A 17,337-nucleotide genomic window follows, 5' to 3' on the forward strand; every position below is an offset into this window, starting at 1 on the left:
TCGAGGATTAGAAACCCCCTAAATTTCGGAAAATTACTCGGATAGAATCGGAACAAACGCCAAAATTTAGACTAACTTCTCGGAATTCAAGGGCTCGGTCAACGCGCGATTACCCTGTATCAGTTATCAGTTATCAGTTATCAGTTCACTGAGAAAACTCCCCACTCCCCCCACCCCACACCCCACACCCCACACCCCACACCCCTAATTCTTATGAGAGATTCCCTATCGAGCCGTCTAAGAGTACAACAACACTGCCTCAATCAGGTTAAATTAGCCGTGACAAAGCAGGGTTTTAGCAGTCAGCGCTCCTTAGCCAAAGAAGCTGAATTTAGTCTGGCTACTGTCAGCAACTTCCTGACTGGTAAACCGGTAGAACAAGCCACTTTTGAACAAATTTGTCGTCGATTATGCCTCGACTGGCAAGAAATCGCCGCCCTGAATTTTGAGCTAAAAACACCCCCTCAAGACAAAATTCCGGTTAATTCGGCAGCCAAGAGCGAAAAATTGGAGACATTGCCCCCCTATCCTAATGGGGCTGTTCCCCTTGGTTCCCCATTTTATTTAGAACGTCTTCCCCTCGAAGAACAGATAAGGCAGGAAATCAAGAAACCGGGGGCTTTAGTGCGGATAAAAGCTCCCAAAGAAATGGGCAAAACCTCCCTACTTTTGAGAATGCTCGATTTTGCTAAACAGCAAGGCTACCGCACGGTGAGTTTGAACTTAGAACAGGTGGACCAGACGATTTTGGCTGATTTAAACCAATTTTTGCGCTGGTTGTGTGCCAATGCCGCCCGTCAACTACAGTTAAAACCACAATTAGATGAGTATTGGGATGAGGATTTAGGTAGCAAGATTAGCTGTACGGTTTACATTCAAGACTATCTCCTGGAATCGATTACCGCCCCCATTGTCCTCGCTATTGATGAACTTAATCAGATATTTGAACATCCCCAAGTGGCCAAGGATTTTTTACCGCTGCTGCGTTCTTGGTACGAAGAATCCAAAACCCTACCTATCTGGCAAAAACTCCGTCTTATCGTCGTCCATTCCACAGAAATTTATGTTCCCCTGCAGCTCAATCAATCCCCCTTTAACGTGGGATTCCCCGCACAGTTAAGTCATTTTAGTCTGGAGGAGGTATTGCAATTAGCCCAACGTTATCAACTCACCTGGGAAAATCAGGAAAAAGTCCAACAACTGATGGAGCTAGTAGGAGGACATCCAGCTTTGGTACAAACTGCCCTCTACTATCTCAGTCGGGAGGAAATAACCATGACGCAAATATTAACCAGCGCCACCTCTGTCACCGGGATCTATGCCCATCACCTGCGGCGCCATTGGGCAGTATTAGAACAACAGCCGGAACTAGCAAAAGCCCTCGACCGGGTGATGAGCGCGGTGGAACCCGTACAATTAGACCCAATTCTCGCTTACAAACTCAGCAGTATGGGACTACTCAAACAATCGGGAGATAAAGTAGTACCAGGCTATGAATTGTATCGACGCTATTTTTTAGAGGTGAAATCCTCTATCAGTTATCAGTAAACAGTAATCAGTTATCAGTGAGGGTGTGGGGTGTAGGGTGTAGGGTGTGGGGGGAATAAATAAAATAATCTCCTGACGACCGGCTCCTATCTCCTGACTCCTATCTCCTGACGACCGACGACCGGCTACTAACCCCACCAACAAACTTTTTGCCGCAAACTCTACTTATGAATATGTCAAACAAAGATACTGTCCAAAATACTGTCAACGTTAGTAATTTTAGTCGCTCGCAACTCGGTCGGCCGGATGAGAACAATTTATATAAGGCAGTCGCCACAATTGCTGAGGGACATTGGCCGGAAAATCTGTCGGGATACGTTTTTATCGTCTGTCCTTTTCATAGAAAAAATGACCGTCATTTGTTCTCTGGCGAAGGTGTAATTATTAGATGGGACTTGCAAGGTAAAAATAATCAAGTTAACGTTTACAGTAAAAAACTAAAAACTTGGGATAGTTTTTGGCGAAAAGTTTTACCTATATTTAATATTAGTCAAGCCACTTTTCCCGCCGTGGTCAGCATTTTGGGTTGTTCAGAAATAGCGAATACTGCTATGGTTAAACTAGAAAAAGTTTCCGAAAATGAACAACTAGAAGAAACCAGATTAATTCTCACTGCCGATGCGGGACGTTACTGGGAAGTGGACCCCGTTTCCCTGGATACTATCACTCCGATTGGTTATTTTGACCAACATATTGTTTCCGTGCCTTTGTCTATTTTCCCAGTCCTAGAAAATACCGCTCACCCCTTCTACGACAAAAAGACCCAAGAATTTATCACCTGTGAATTAAAGCTAAAACTTGTATCGGGAGGTATGTTAAAAGATTTAGATAAATCGGTGTATATTGTTCTTTGGGATCAACAAAAACAACTTAAACCCTGGAAACTACAGGGAGCTATCCTCGATGGTAGTCCCCATTCGGTCATCGTCACCGAGGATTATATCATGATTCCCGATATGCCTTTTCAGATGGGAGTAGCCAAACTATTAGGTATCAGAATCAAGCCTGAAGAAACCTATCCGAAAACTCAAATTTATCTGGTTAAACGTCAAGACCTTAAGGAAGAAGAAACCACCGTTCCCTCGCGATTAATTACCTTCAATGGCGACAGTTATCACTTCCTTTGTAATTACCATAGTACCAACGGTCAAATTCAGCTTGTGGCCATCCAAAACGCCACTATTAGTTTAACCGAAGCGATCGAAAAAGACGATATCCAACATTTTACCGGTCAGGGTTATCCCCCCGAATACCACGGCATTCCCTGGATGTTTTCCTTTGACCCCGGAGTGCTGCGCAAAGTGGTTATCGAAGATGCCAGGGTGATGAGCGAACAAGCTTTCATCCATCCGGGGTGGTTCTCTACCACTCTCTACACCGCCGACCCGCGGGAATTGGAACAGGGATACAGCGCTATTTATCAGGTTTATGCCGGTTATGTGCGCGAATTAATCTGTCGTCGTCAGTATATGGATTGTCGCGACCAGAGTAATCGCATCCTCAGGGATGCCGAACTTCCCTGTCATGACTTGCCCTCGGTATTAGCCAAGGTTCCCTTCGATAAGGATTGGAATCAGTTAACTGAACAGATTAGCCAAGAAAAAAAAGCCAGTGATACTCATGTATCCCATTTAGGTCGGGGACTACTGGATTTTTATGTTTGTCCCGATGGCTATATTTTAGATAGCATTCAGTTTATTCCCCAAGAACAGGGCTATCTATTGACGACGGTTTTAACCCCGACCAGAGTATTAGAAGCTTGGTTATTTAACCCTGACAATCTCAAGGACGGACCGATTGCTAAACTGAGTTTGCCGGAAGATGTTCACTTTGGTTTTACCTTGCATTCCGAGTATTTCGAGCAAGCGCTGCCTTCTCCCCGTCCTTCCGTCTCACAGGTAAATCGAGTTCTTTCAGCCTTGCGGAGTCTGGTCTTGGTTCCCGTAGAATTTTTCCTAGGGAAACCGGCAGCCATTTACAATCGCCAAGTAAAAAAATGATTGTTCTCAACGGATACGACATTCTTGCCCAAATCTACGAAAGCGTTAACTCAGAAGTCTATCGGGCTATTCGCACCGTCGATAATCAACCGGTTATGCTCAAAATCCTCAAGCAAGAATATCCCACCGCACAACAACTAACCCACTACAAACAGGAGTATAAAACCATCTGCGGCCTGAACTTCGAGGAGGCGATTAAAGCCTATGGTTTAGAAACCTACCGCAGAACTCCCGTGATTATTTTGGAAGATTTCGGGGGTATATCCTTAAAAAAATGGCTAGAGGGCAAACCCCTGCCCTTAAGGGAGTTTTTAAGCCTTGCACCCCGAATAGTGGCTAATTTAGAGAAAATTCACAACGCCAAGGTTATTCACAAAGATATTAATCCTGCCAATATAGTTCTTAACCCCGAAACCGGACAAATTAAAATCATCGATTTTGGCATTGCCAGCGTCCTGCGGCGGGAAAATCCGGGGCTAAAAAATCCCAACGTTCTAGAGGGGACTTTAGCCTATATTTCTCCCGAACAAACCGGACGGATGAATCGTAGTCTCGATTACCGCACGGATTTTTATTCCTTGGGCGTTAGCTTCTATGAACTTCTCACCGGACAATTACCTTTTCCAGCTAACGATGCTTTGGAATTAGTTCACTGTCATCTGGCAAAACAACCCTTGGAGATTAATAGTCTCGTCAAGGAGAAAATTCCCCCGGTGGTGGAGGCAATCATCAGGAAACTGATGGCTAAAACCCCCGAGGAACGATACCAAAGTGCCTACGGTATTCGGGCAGATTTAGAGGAATGTTTAAGACAACTGGAAACAACGGGTAAAATTGAGGATTTTGTCATCGCTAGGCAAGATCTAGCCAATCAGTTCCAAATTCCCCAAAAACTCTACGGTAGGGAGGCAGAAATCGCCACTCTCCTCACTGCTTTTCAACGGGTAGCCACGGTGGATAAAAACTCCTCTCACACCGAACTGATGCTAGTTACGGGTTATTCTGGCATGGGTAAAACCACCTTGGTTAGGGAAATTTATCAGCCAATTACTGAAAAACGCGGCTTTTTTATCTCTGGTAAATTTGACCAGTTTCAGCGCGATATTCCCTATGCTGCCGTGATTAGCGCTTTGACTCATCTGGTTAAGCAACTTTTGGGGGAAAGTCAGCCACAACTGCAACTATGGCGACAAAAACTCCTCAAGTCTTTGGGGGCGAATGCACGGGTTATTATTGATGTGATTCCCCAACTAGAATTAATTATCGGTCCACAACCAGAGGTGTTACAATTAGGAGCGATCGCTACTCAAAATCGCTTTAATTTAGTCTTTAAAAATTTTATTCGGGTCTTTTGTTCCCCAGAACATCCCCTGGTCATCTTTCTCGATGATTTACAATGGGCAGACTTGGCTAGTCTCCAGTTGATAGAATTAATTATGCTCGATGGCGATATGGACTATTTGTTTTTAATTGGCTCCTATCGCAGTAATGAAATTAATTCCACCCACCCCCTAACCGCTACCCTCGATAAATTAGAGCAGGGGGGCATAATTATCAATCAAGTTATTTTAAAACCTCTGGGTCCTGCACAGGTCAATCAGTTAATTGCCGACACCTTAAATCATTCACCAGAATATGTGCAATCTTTGTCCGCTTTAGTCTGGCAAAAAACCCACGGTAATCCTTTTTTTGTCAATGAATTTCTCAAAACTATCTACTGGGAAAATTGGCTATTTTTCCAATCGGGGCAAGAAACAACCACTAAAACCGATAATAATAGGGGCTATTGGCAATGGCATCTCGGCCAAATTCAAAGGATTGGCAGTACCGATAATCTGATTCAATTTATGATGGGCAAAATGCAGAAATTGCCTCCCGAAACCCAAGAAGTCTTAAGTTTAGCAGCCTGTCTTGGGGCAGAATTTAATTTATATAATCTGACGGTTATCTCTGAAAAATCACCTTCAGAACTTTTACCAATTTTAACTTCTAGTAGCGAAGCTGGTTTAATTATTCTCCTCTCAGAATTAGATGAACAATTACTGATTCAAGAATATAAATTTGCTCATGATCGCATTCAACAAGGAGCTTACGCTCTCATCGAAGACAGCCAAAAAGCCGTAATTCACCTAAAAATTGGTCGCCTACTTTGGCAGCATACTTCTGTCAACGAATTATCGGAAAAGATTTTTAAAATAGTTGATCATCTCAACCTTGGTTATCAACTAATTAGCGAGAAAAAAGAACGAGAGTCAGTGGCTAACTTGAATTTACTAGCAGCCCAAAAAGCAAAAGCCGCTAATGCCCAAGCTGGAGCCTTAAAATATATCAAAACCGCTCAAAAACTTCTCAAAAAATCAAGCTGGGAAAATAACTATCAACTGACTTTAAATATTTATTCTGAAGCCACAGAAATCGCCTATTTAAGTGGGAACTTTGAGCCGATGCAACGCTGGGCTAATCTCGTATTAAAACAGGCAAAAACTACCCTAGATAAAATCAAAGTTTATGAAGTAATCATCGAAGCGTATCACGCCCAAAATCAAGAACTAAAAGCGGTACAAATTGGTTTATCTGTCCTTAAAAGCTTCGATTTCCAGATTCCTGAATCCTTACAATCATCAGATATTCAAAAAGAACTAACTAAAACCCGACAAAAATTAGCGGGGCAAAATATCGAAGATTTAAGTAATTTACCGCCGATAAATGAGGAAGAAAAATTAGCAATAATGAAGATAGGGACTGCCATATTTCCTCCTGTTTTTATTGCCGCACCTCATCTCTTACCCATCCTAGTATCAAAACAGGTTAACTTATCAATTGAATACGGCAATAGTTATCTAGCGGCTTTTACTTATGTCAATTATGGCTTAATCCTTTGCGGTATTTTAGAAGATTGGGAAACGGGTTATCAATTTGGACGATTAGCTTTAAACATCGCTGATAAATTTCATGCCAAAGCCCTGATGCCGAAAATAATTGCCGTCTTTTCCGCCACTATTAGTATCTGGAAAGAACCGATTAAAAATTCCCTGTCCTTGTTAAAATCTTCCTATCAAACCGGTTTAGAAATGGGCGATCTCTACTACGGAACAACCTGTGCCTATCTTTACTGTTTTCATTCTGCCTTTATCGGACAAGAATTAACCGAATTAGCCCAAGAAATAGCTAACTATGATCTGGCTTTTGTTAAGCTCAAACAAGAAAACCCTCGCAACTATCTAAAAATCTATGGTCAAACAGTTTTAAATCTGCTGAGGCACTCGGAAAATCCCGGTCATTTAGAAGGACAGTACTATCAAGAAACTGTTATGTTACCGTACCATCTAGAGGCTAATGATCTCTACGGTCTCTGTGCTTTATTTGTTAATAAATTATACCTTTGTTATCTATTTGGACAGCACGAACAAGCCATTGAAAATGCTAACCAAGCCCAAAAATATCTGGGAGGAGCTACCGCTACTTTCTTGATTCCTCTGCATAATGTCTATGATTCCCTCGCCCATTTAGCTATTTATAATCATCTGGACAATGACCAAAAAAAGCAAGTATTAGAACGAGTGACGAATAATCAGAGAAAGCTGTGGGAATGGGCTAATCAAGCACCCCAGAACTATCTCCATAAATTTTATTTAGTGCAAGCGGAAAAAGACCGGGTGCAGCAATCCTATCTAGAAGCCATAGAAAACTACGATCTAGCCATCGCTAAAGCCAAGGAAAATGAATACATTAATGAAGAGGCACTAGCTAACGAACTAGCGGCGAAATTCTATCTCGATTGGGGTAAAGTAAAAATTGCCAAAACCTACATCAATGAAGCTGCTTATCTCTATTCTCTTTGGGGAGCAACCGCTAAAGTCAAAGATATAGAAAGCCGCTATTCTCAGTTAATGGTCAATAATTATGGTTCCAATTCCCCGACCGAAACTAGGAGAACTACCACCAGAAAAAATTCAGCCAGTCATTCGGGAGATCTGTTAGATTTAGCCACGATCATGAAGGCATCCCAAGCCATTTCTAGCGAGATAGTTTTAGATAAGTTACTCGCCACCCTGATGAAAATTCTCATCGAAAATGCCGGGGCGCAGCTGGGCTATCTTATCCTAGAAAGCGGCGGACAATTATCGATCGAAGCCTCCGGTTCAGTGCAGGAAGATAGGGTGACAGTCTTTAAATCTAATGCGATCGAAGAACATCTTCCCGTCTCAATTATTAACTATGTAGCCCGGAGCGGTCAAACCGTTCTTAATAACGATGCTGCCCATCAGGGCAATTTTAGCAACGATCCCTATATAAAAACCCATCAAACCAAATCGCTGCTCTGTTCGCCTCTCCTCGACCAAGGACAACTGCGGGGAATTGTCTATCTAGAAAATAACCTCACCGTCGGGGCTTTTACCCAAGAAAGATTGGAAGTGCTGCAACTGCTCTCTAGCCAAGCGGCGATCGCAATTACTAACGCCAAACTCTACGCTGAAATCAAAGCCAAACAGAGACAACTAGCGCAATTTTTAGAAGCCATGCCAGTGGGGGTATTTGTCCTCGATGCCGACAGTCAACCCTATTATGCCAATCAAACCGCCCAAGAGATTTTAGGAAAAGGGATAGTTAATATCACCACGGCTAATCAGTTGGGGAAAACCTATCAGTTATATCAAGCTGGAACCGATCGATTGTATCCCACCGAAGACCAGCCGATTGTCCGAGCTTTAAGGGGGGAAAAAAACACGATGGATGATCTAGAAATTCACCAAGGAGAGAAGATTATTCCCCTAGAAGTGTATGCTACGCCCGTTTTTGACGAAAAAGGGGAAATTATCTATGCGATCACCGCTTTTACCGATATTAGCGAACGAAAACAGGCGGAAGCGGAACGGATTCGCTTTACCGAAGAATTAGCCGAGTATAGCCGCACCCTAGAACAGAAAGTGCAGGAGCGCACCCTAGAACTCAGCCAAACCCTAGAAATTCTCAAGGCCACCCAAGCAGAATTACTGTTTGAAAATGAACTGCTCAGAAGTAGCGAAGAATCTAGCACCTTTGACTACCAAGTGGGGGGCAGTTTACCCATGGATGCTCCCACCTACGTGGTCCGCGCCGCCGACCGTTATCTCTATAAAGCCCTCAAACGCGGCGATTTTTGCTATGTTCTCAATCCCCGTCAAATGGGTAAGTCTAGTTTAATGGTACGCATGATCGATCACCTCCAACACGAGGGCATCTGTTGCGCTCCCATTGATTTAACCCGTATCGGCAGCGAAAATGTCACTTCTGACCAATGGTACAAGGGGATAGCCTTCGAGTTAGGGCGACGTTTTGGCCTGCTCAAAAGGGTTAATCTGAAAGCTTGGTGGCAAGAACGGGAAGATGTCTCGGCAGTGCAGCGCTTGGGCGAATTTATTGAAGAAGTGTTATTGCTGGAAGTGGGGATAGTGGAGGGTTCTCCCCCGAAACCGATAGCGATTTTTATCGATGAAATTGATAGCGTTTTGGGCTTAAATTTCGCAGTTAATGACTTTTTTGCCCTGATTCGTTCCTGCTATAACCAGCGTGGTTTTAACCCGCTCTATCGGCGTTTGACCTTCGCTTTCTTCGGTGTTGTCACCCCCTCCGATTTAATTACCGACCACCAAATCACTCCTTTTAATATCGGTCATTCGATTCAATTGGAGGGTTTTAAGGAACACGAAGCCCAGCCTTTACTGCGCGGATTGGCCGAGAAAGTTAGTAACCCGCAAACTGTCTTAAAAGAAGTCTTTGCTTGGACAAACGGTCAACCTTTTCTGACCCAAAAACTCTGTCAGTTAATTCGCACCGCCGCCTCGCCGATTCCCCCCAATGGTGAGGCCTCCTGGATTGAGGACTTGGTACAGAAGAAGATCATTGACAATTGGGAGGCTCAGGATGAACCGGAACATCTGCGGACTATTCGCGATCGGCTTCTCAACAGTCATCGCTCCCAGTTGCTCCTGAAACTCTATGAACGGATTTTAAGGGAAAAAGAGGTAATTTCCGAGGATAGCCCTCCAGAAAAAGAGTTACTTTTATCGGGGTTAGTGATCAAAGACCAAGGCCGGCTGCGGGTCCATAATCCCATCTATCGGGCCATCTTTAACCTCGATTGGCTGGGTTGCAGCTCAAATTTGTAGAAATATCCACTACAGAGCAATTATTGGGACTTAAACGCTCAATACAGATCAAATCGATTATAATCGCTACAGAGTCGGCACTTGACGTTGAGAGATTGGCAATGAAACAGACAACCCCCTCCGAGTCAGAGATAAATGAAGCTTACTTCGCCATGTTATCTTGGTGTTTTGTGCCTAAATTTCCCCGCAAGTCAGCCCCCTGTCTCGGCCAGTGCGAGTCGCTATTCTCGGAGCAACACGAGCAGTCGTGACTAAATTACTCGAATTCCGCTATTTTCCTTTCGTAAGATTAGAGCCATGAACAAAACAGATGTAATGAGTTGGATTTATTTTAGTCATCCAAAAAAAGCTGATATTGTCAATATTTTAATAATTATTGCCATATGGACTGTGATGGTAATTGTCGTCAATCCTTTGGGTAATTTTCCTCTTAATGATGACTGGGTTTATGGACTGGCAGTAAAATCGATTCTGGAGAAAGGTGATTTCCGCCTTCCCAGTCCAGCCCATGCTAACCTATTTTTTCAAGCCTTTTGGGGAGCCTTATTTTGCCTTCCTTTTGGATTTTCATTTACTGCATTACGCTTCTCCACTTTAACCTTAGGATTAATCGGTGCGATTGGTACTTATGGACTGCTTAGAGAAGTTAATGCCAATCAGAAAATCTCTTGGTTGGGCGCTTTGCTGATAGTGGTTAATCCTCTATACTTTGGATTAGCTAACAGCTTTATGACCGACGTTCCTTTTCTGGCTTTAAGTATCCTATCTTTCTATTTTCTGATCAGGGGATTGAAGCGGGAATCAACTATGGAAATTATTCTCGGTATTTGCCTCGCTTATATCACGATTTTAATCCGTCAATACGCAATTATTATTCTTTTATCATTTGCCCTAGCATACTCGTTTAAACAAAGATTTAAATTAAAAATTTTATTGGGCAGTTCCCTGATATTTTTATCAGGAATTTTACTACATGAACTGTATCAAAAATGGCTTTATTCTACAGGACGCATGCCTTTAACAGCAGAGAATACCCTGACTATAATAGCAGAGAAGGTATTGATAGCTATAGGAAAATTAGATTTCGGCAACCACATTTTAATGATTTCAATTATATACCTGAGTTGTTTAGTCTTCCTTGCCCTAGCGATCTTTTGGACAAAAAAATTAAAATTAAAAATTTTGTTGGGCAGTTCTCTGATGGTTTCCTTGGTAATCTTACTCTATAAATTGTATCAACAATGGCTTGAATCTAAAGAGCGGACTCTTTTAATAATGGAGAATGTGTTGATGAATATGCAAAAATTAGATTTTGGCAACCATATTCTAATTATTTCAATTGGTTGTTTTATTTTCCCATTCATAGCGATATTTTTTTCTGGGAAATTTAAGGAAATATCGCGCCAACACCAAAGAATAACGCTCTTAGCTTTATCTAGCTTTTTTGTTGTCGTGATGGGTAAATTGATCCAGCAAGGCAAAACTATGCCCTTCATCGGTAATGTCCTAGTTTATTTTGGCTTAGGCCCTTTAACCCTTCGAGATACTTATATCTTGAAGGTAAATTATCCCCCCTATTCCCTTGGCTTAAAAATATTTTGGTTGATGATGACGGCGATTGGTGTAGTTGGAGCGCTTTTATTGCTTTACTATTTATGCTCAGGGATATTGCAAACCTTTTCTGAATCAGAAAAATGGTTGAATTTACTAATAATTTCTGCGATATTAGTTTATCTTTTTCTTTTGGGAATAAAGTATGCTTTTGATCGTTATTTTTTGCTGCTTGTACCATTATTTATGGTCCTTATAGTAATTTTAAACAAGGACATTGCCGAACGAGATATTGGCAAAAAAATAACTGCTTTTGCCTTGACAATGATCTTTATTTGGGGCGGATTTACTATGGCTGCAACCCATGACTACTTAGCCTGGAACCGAACTCGGTGGCAAGCCTTAAATGATTTGATGGAACAGGGAGTTACTCCTGAATATATCGATGGGGGATACGAATTTAATGGCTGGTATTTAAACGATATAAAATATCAGAAGCAGCGGGGTAAAAGTTACTGGTGGGTAAATCGTGATGACTACATGATTTCCTCTGGATTGCTCAAAGGTTATCAAGAAGTCAAACGCTATCCTTTTACAAGATGGCTGCTTTTAAAGCAAGATAATGTTTTTGTTCTCCATAGGATTGCTGAAGATAAAACTAATGGGACTTAAACGCTCAAACGATCAAATCGAGTACAATCGTTATAGAGTCAATACTTAACGTTGAGAGAGCGGCTATGAAATAGACAACCCCAGCCGCGATACCTCTCTGGCTTTGACCAATGGTGTGGGCGTTTTGACAATTGAGAAGAAAATCATCTCCATTCCTGTCCATTTTGGTCAAAATAATCAATGATCCTGAATCTTGGTGATTAAAAAAGCGTTAATTGCTTTTTTATCACTGTTCTCTGCTTGAGAGAGAAAAAAAACCTTAACCGAGTAGTATTGACGGACCCGCCATCACCCCGGCAATTTGTTGGTCCAACTGTTCTAAATTTTCCGCCGGTTCAAGGCAGCATAACCCTTGACAAATTAACCCAAATGTGCTAGAGGGCAAACTGGCATCGACTCGATACACCGCAGTGGGCAAATAGCGACTTAACAGCGGCTCGATCGAGCTTTCCGGGGCGCGCAGACAGAAACCATGACGATAGTGATCGAGGGCGACAAATAAACTGGGGCAAGCGGTGGGGGACTCTTCTAGGATGGTACTAAAAGATTGCAAGGCCTTTTCGGCCCGATCGAGATATTCTAGATTTTCCGTCAATCGCGACAGACGCAATAAATTAGCGATCGCAATTCCGTTGGCCGAAGGGGTGGCATTATCCGTATAACCCCGTTCTCGCACGATCAGATCGAGACTATGATCAGAAGCAGTATTAAAATATCCTCCCTCATCCTCGGCCCAAAACCAGCGATCAAATTCCCCCTGTAAATCGATAGCCGCCTCTAACCAGCCAGTTTCTTGCGGTTTAGCGGTTTGCAAGTCCAGTAAAGCCTTAATAAAATAGGCAAAATCCTCCGATTGGGCCAAAACCGAGGCCTGACCCTGATAATTCAAGCGCTGAAAACGTCCATCTAACCACTGATGCTTGAGAATAAACTCGGCCGCTTGAGTAGCCATTTTCCAGTACAAAGGTTCACCAAAGACGGCAAAGGCCCGGGCTAAACCGGAAATCATCAAACTATTCCAAGCGACGATCATTTTCGTATCCGTTACCGCCGGAATGCGTCCCGGCCAAGAGACAGTTTTCGCCTCCTGATTGTCTCTGGCCGGGGGAAAAAGAGCTAATTGGGCTTGAGAACTGCCATAACGCCGAATAAATAACTTATCGAGCATATTTTCTATCTCCTCCCCTAATTCTCCCCCTTGCCGACGTTGCAGGACATTACGACCCTCAAAATTCCCCTCGGCAGTGACGGTAAAATTAGCCTGCAGCAGCCCCAATTCCTCGGTCGAGAGATAATCCCTTAACTCCAGATCCGACCAGACATAAAAGGCCCCTTCCTCCGGCTCCCCATCCGTGGCCTTCTCAAAACTATCGGCATCTTGGGCCGCATAAAAATAACCTTCTGGGGCGGTCATTTCCCGTTTTAGCCAGTTAACCGTGCCTTTAATCCCTCTCTCAAAGGCCGCCTCTCGATCACCCGCACTCCACAAATTGGCTAAATATTCGACAATTTGCCCGTTATCGTAGAGCATTTTTTCAAAATGGGGAACTGTCCACGTCGAATCCACCGTATAACGATGGAATCCTCCCCCCACATGGTCATAGATTCCCCCCAGGGCCAGATCTTCCCCCCGTTGATAGGCCGCTTGCCGGAGGGAATCGTCAAAATCGTCACCAAAGCGACTACCCTGCAAAGCCAGATGAGAATATGGAATCATCGGAAAACTGGGCCGACCGTAATTATTGGGATTAACCCGAATCACCGCCGTATTTGTCTCGATTCCTGTGGCTAAAAGGTAAGGAGCGGCTAAATTGGTCTCTGCTCGGGGTAAAATAGCTGATTGACGCAGTGCGCCCAGCATTTCGGCCGTAAATTTGCTTAATTTCTCCTTTTCCTCGTCATAATAACGACGTACCGATTGCAACACTTGCAGAAAACCGGGCCGGTTAAAGCGCGGTTGCACGGGAAAATAGGTGCCACCATAGAAGGGAATTAAACTATCCGGTGTTAGGAAGACATTCAGAGGCCAACCCCCTTGACCGACCATCATCTGCAATGCTTGCATATAGATACTATCGATGTCCGGTCTTTCCTCGCGATCAACTTTGATCGGTAAAAAATAGTGATTGAGATAATCGGCAATGGCCCGATCGGAAAAAGCTTCTCCTTCCATAACCGTACACCAATGACAGCTAGAATAACCGATCGAGAGAAAGATCGGTTTATCTTCCCTCCTGGCAATTTCTAGGGCGCTGTCACACCAATACCACCAATCGATCGGGTTTTCGGCGTGTTTTCGCAGGTAAAGACTTTCGGATGCAGCCAGATGATTAGTCATGGGAAAAGGGGATTTTTTGCTCTTGCTGCTTATTAGTCTAAGCTAATTAGAGACTAACCGGAATCAAGCCTCTGCTCATGCTGAAAACTTCGATCGCCCTAGGATTTTTTCTCACTCAATCTTTGCCCCTTAATCCGCAAGTACAAGGGGTGGCTAATCATTTAATTGGGGTTATGGATACGACGCAACAAGCGCAGACTAACCCCCGCATTGCTAAGGTGCAAATGATTACCTGTGCCGTGGATTTTTCCCCCAAACAGGATAGTATTTATCTTTATCAGGAACAGGCAATTATCGATCGCTTAAATCAACCCTATCGTCAAAGAATTTTAGTCATTCAACCTAGCCCCGATAATTCCACTGTGGAATCAAAAGCCTATAAGTTAAATAATGCCGCTAACTTTATTAATTTTTGTAACAAAGACTTGACAGAAAGAAGATTAAATGTATCAGATTTGGCTGAGTCGGTGTGTACTGTGTTTTTAAAACCGATAGCGGGGGGTTATCGGGGAGAAACTCCCCCCCAGGGTTGTCCCACTAATGTCAGAGGTGCGGTGAAAATAACTAATACAATTATTCTACATTCCCAGGGCATGGATACCAGCGATCGAGGTTATGATAGCCTTGGGCAGCAGGTATGGGGAGCGCAGGATAATTTCTATCAATTTCGCTGGCAAAAACCCTAAAATCGGCTTTCCTGTTTCATTAATGCCACATCGGCAGCAAAATAGGTCAAAATCAAATCGGCCCCCGCTCGTTTCATACTGATTAAAGTTTCCAAAATCAGGCTTTTTTCGTCAATCCAGCCCTGTTTTGCCGCCGCTTTAATCATTGCGTATTCACCACTGACGTTGTAAGCGGCGACGGGAAGATGGCTACTATCGCGCAGACGACGGATAATATCGAGGTAGGCCAGAGCAGGCTTAACCATAATAATATCTGCCCCTTCTATTATGTCTAAACTGGCTTCCCGTAACGCTTCCCGACTATTAGCCCCATCCATTTGATAGGTTTTCTTATCACCAAATTTTGGTGCTGATTCTAAGGCATCTCGGAAGGGACCATAATAAGCAGAGGCATATTTAGCCGTATAAGCGAGAATTCCCACATCCAAATAGCCAGCCGCATCTAAAGCTCGACGGATCGCCCCAATCCTACCATCCATCATATCGGAAGGAGCGACGAAATTAGCCCCGGCTGCCGCTTGCGAGAGCGACATTTTCACTAAAACTTCTAGGGTTTCATCATTGAGAATTTTACCGTCCTCCACAATACCATCATGACCATAAATCGAAAAAGGATCGAGGGCAACATCGGTAATAATAATTATTTCAGGGACTTCTTTTTTGATCGCTTTCACCGCCCTTGGCACTAAGCCATCGGGATTATAACTTTCTCTGCCGAAATTATCTTTTTTATCCTCGGCAATCAGGGGGAAAAGAGCGATGGCATTAATGCCTAAGTTATAGGCATTAACCACTTCTTTGAGCAATAAATCGAGGGAATAACGATAACAATCGGGCATAGAAGGAATAGCAACCCTTTGATTTTCTCCCTCCATGATAAAGAGGGGATAAATCAAGTCATTAACGGTTAATTCAGTTTCACGAACAAGACGGCGAATCGCTGGAGTATAACGAAGACGACGGGGACGAATCAGCATGATAACAGCGAGTTAAAAATAAAAAGTAAACAGTAAATAGCTGGTTTTGCTCTGGTTTTTTGCTTAGGAAAAAACTGGGGATAGGACGATCAAATAATCCCGATCCCCCTGACTAATTAGTGAAAATCGGGACTATGACGAATCAAACTCATAAACTCTTGACGAGTCTTAGCAGAATCGGCAAAAACACCGCGCACGGCACTCGTAGAAGTCCAAGAACCGGGTTTTTCAACCCCGCGCATTACCATACACATATGAGTCGCTTCAATCACCACAGCTACCCCTTGAGGTTGTAGTAATCCTTGCAAAGCATCGGCAATTTGTGCGGTTAAACGTTCCTGTACTTGCAGTCGTCTGGCGTACATTTCACAGATGCGGGCAATTTTCGATAAACCGATCACTTTCCCGTTAGGAATATAGGCAACATGAGCGCGGCCGATTATCGGTAAAATATGGTGTTCACAGGAGCTAAACATATCGATGTCTCGGATTAAAACCATCTCGTTAGCATTCTCGTGAAAAACTGCCCCATTCAGCAATTCATCCAGGGATTGCTGATAACCAGAAGTGAGAAATTTTAGGGCTTTTACTACTCGTTTAGGAGTGTCTCGTAAACCTTCGCGATCGGGATCTTCTCCTAATCCTAACAGCAGTGTTCTTACCGCTTGCATCATCTCGGCTTCCGATACCGGCGATTTAGGTTCGGTAATCACTTCGGGAAAGTGATTGTAGTCATCATTGTCGAAAATTGCTTTGGACTTAGCTAAGGTCATAGATATTTTTACAGACTCCAATAGTTAATTGATCGGCAAAGTTTTCTGATTTTACCAATTGTCAATAAATACCCTTTGCTAGAGTATTTATTTTTCTGGGCATCTAGACGATAACTAATGAAAGCTATCGGTTTATTTCCTCGTCTTTGGGGTTATCTCCGGTGCGGAAACTTGGAAAAATTGATTTTCCTAGTCACCGAAAAAGTCTTGAGTATCTCCCTAGTTAATTGAGGGCAGAGTTCTACTGCATAATTAATTTATTTTGTCAAGTAGTTCATTTGTTTGTTAGGGCAGGTTTCCTAGAATGATAATCGTTATCATTTTAACAAAAAATTTAGATTTACCAACAAAAATTTTGTCGCCAGATAAAGATAGTCCCGTTAAGCTATTTAACTTATTTTGAAGATGTAGAGATATTTTGCGATTTTATCGCTTATATTCAGCAATATTACTGATTTTTTGGTATTCTTCCTCCGAGTATAAATCCGCCGGAGAAGCAAGGCGATCGAGAAAGAGGATTCCTTCCAGTTGACATCCTCGCCGCCCTAAAAGTGCGGCGATTCCTAAACCTCACGATTTAAGTTTCTGCTTCCACCACCGTCGCATACCACAGTTAAAAAACCATGTACTGTCTTACACAGAG

General features: G+C 43.1%; 9 protein-coding genes and 1 pseudogene. 6 read left to right on the forward strand and 4 right to left on the reverse strand.

The window, feature by feature from the left end:
* Positions 1–213: 213 nt before the first annotated feature.
* From EWV66_RS01770 to EWV66_RS01790, 5 genes are all read left to right on the forward strand, one after another.
* On the forward strand, positions 214–1,548 hold the full coding sequence (locus EWV66_RS01770; protein WP_002740891.1) for an AAA-like domain-containing protein: 1,335 nt from the start codon (positions 214–216) through the stop codon (positions 1,546–1,548).
* Positions 1,549–1,715: 167 nt separating this feature from the next.
* Entirely contained in the window at positions 1,716–3,548 is a 1,833-nt protein-coding gene (locus EWV66_RS01775) for a carotenoid oxygenase family protein (protein ID WP_052277052.1), read from the forward strand.
* Positions 3,545–9,697, forward strand: a complete 6,153-nt coding sequence (locus tag EWV66_RS01780) for an AAA family ATPase (protein ID WP_287107811.1) — start codon at positions 3,545–3,547, stop codon at positions 9,695–9,697. The genes EWV66_RS01775 and EWV66_RS01780 overlap by 4 nt, the downstream gene beginning before the upstream one ends.
* A gap of 101 nt (positions 9,698–9,798) precedes the next feature.
* Positions 9,799–9,948, forward strand: a complete 150-nt coding sequence (locus tag EWV66_RS01785) for a hypothetical protein (RefSeq protein ID WP_158499357.1) — start codon at positions 9,799–9,801, stop codon at positions 9,946–9,948.
* Positions 9,949–9,994: 46 nt separating this feature from the next.
* Positions 9,995–11,920 carry an ArnT family glycosyltransferase gene (locus tag EWV66_RS01790; RefSeq protein WP_287107812.1) on the forward strand — a complete coding sequence of 642 codons (1,926 nt, stop codon included), beginning with the start codon at positions 9,995–9,997 and terminating at the stop codon, positions 11,918–11,920.
* A gap of 259 nt (positions 11,921–12,179) precedes the next feature.
* Here the strand turns inward: EWV66_RS01790 and EWV66_RS01795 are convergent, their stop codons facing one another.
* The gene (locus EWV66_RS01795; protein WP_287115883.1) at positions 12,180–14,258 is read right to left on the reverse strand and encodes a thioredoxin domain-containing protein; all 2,079 of its coding nucleotides are present in this window, start codon (positions 14,256–14,258) and stop codon (positions 12,180–12,182) included.
* Positions 14,259–14,335: 77 nt separating this feature from the next.
* Here EWV66_RS01795 and EWV66_RS01800 point away from each other — a divergent pair, with 77 nt between their 5' ends.
* Entirely contained in the window at positions 14,336–14,944 is a 609-nt protein-coding gene (locus EWV66_RS01800; RefSeq protein ID WP_287107814.1) for a chromophore lyase CpcT/CpeT, read from the forward strand.
* Here EWV66_RS01800 and hemB read toward each other — a convergent pair.
* The 3 genes and pseudogenes from hemB to EWV66_RS23950 all read right to left on the reverse strand — a co-directional run.
* The gene (hemB, locus tag EWV66_RS01805; protein WP_002758385.1) at positions 14,941–15,921 is read right to left on the reverse strand and encodes a porphobilinogen synthase; all 981 of its coding nucleotides are present in this window, start codon (positions 15,919–15,921) and stop codon (positions 14,941–14,943) included. The genes EWV66_RS01800 and hemB overlap by 4 nt on opposite strands.
* A gap of 116 nt (positions 15,922–16,037) precedes the next feature.
* Positions 16,038–16,694, reverse strand: a complete 657-nt coding sequence (folE, locus tag EWV66_RS01810; protein ID WP_287107815.1) for a GTP cyclohydrolase I FolE — start codon at positions 16,692–16,694, stop codon at positions 16,038–16,040.
* Positions 16,695–17,120: 426 nt separating this feature from the next.
* A pseudogene (locus EWV66_RS23950) lies at positions 17,121–17,222 on the reverse strand (peptide deformylase); the annotation flags it as partial.
* Between the last annotated feature and the right edge of the window lie 115 nt (positions 17,223–17,337).

It is taken from the genome of Microcystis sp. M_OC_Ca_00000000_C217Col (genome assembly GCF_007095585.1).
Lineage (GTDB): Bacteria > Cyanobacteriota > Cyanobacteriia > Cyanobacteriales > Microcystaceae > Microcystis > Microcystis panniformis.

Coding starts and splice junctions, on each gene's coding strand:
- EWV66_RS01770 (WP_002740891.1), top strand. CDS start 214: ATGAGAGATTCCCTATCGAGCCGTCTAAGAGTACAACAACACTGCCTC.
- EWV66_RS01790 (WP_287107812.1), top strand. CDS start 9,995: ATGAACAAAACAGATGTAATGAGTTGGATTTATTTTAGTCATCCAAAA.
- EWV66_RS01800 (WP_287107814.1), top strand. CDS start 14,336: ATGCTGAAAACTTCGATCGCCCTAGGATTTTTTCTCACTCAATCTTTG.
- EWV66_RS01780 (WP_287107811.1), top strand. CDS start 3,545: ATGATTGTTCTCAACGGATACGACATTCTTGCCCAAATCTACGAAAGC.
- folE (WP_287107815.1), bottom strand. CDS start 16,694: ATGACCTTAGCTAAGTCCAAAGCAATTTTCGACAATGATGACTACAAT.
- EWV66_RS01785 (WP_158499357.1), top strand. CDS start 9,799: ATGAAACAGACAACCCCCTCCGAGTCAGAGATAAATGAAGCTTACTTC.
- EWV66_RS01795 (WP_287115883.1), bottom strand. CDS start 14,258: ATGACTAATCATCTGGCTGCATCCGAAAGTCTTTACCTGCGAAAACAC.
- hemB (WP_002758385.1), bottom strand. CDS start 15,921: ATGCTGATTCGTCCCCGTCGTCTTCGTTATACTCCAGCGATTCGCCGT.
- EWV66_RS01775 (WP_052277052.1), top strand. CDS start 1,716: ATGAATATGTCAAACAAAGATACTGTCCAAAATACTGTCAACGTTAGT.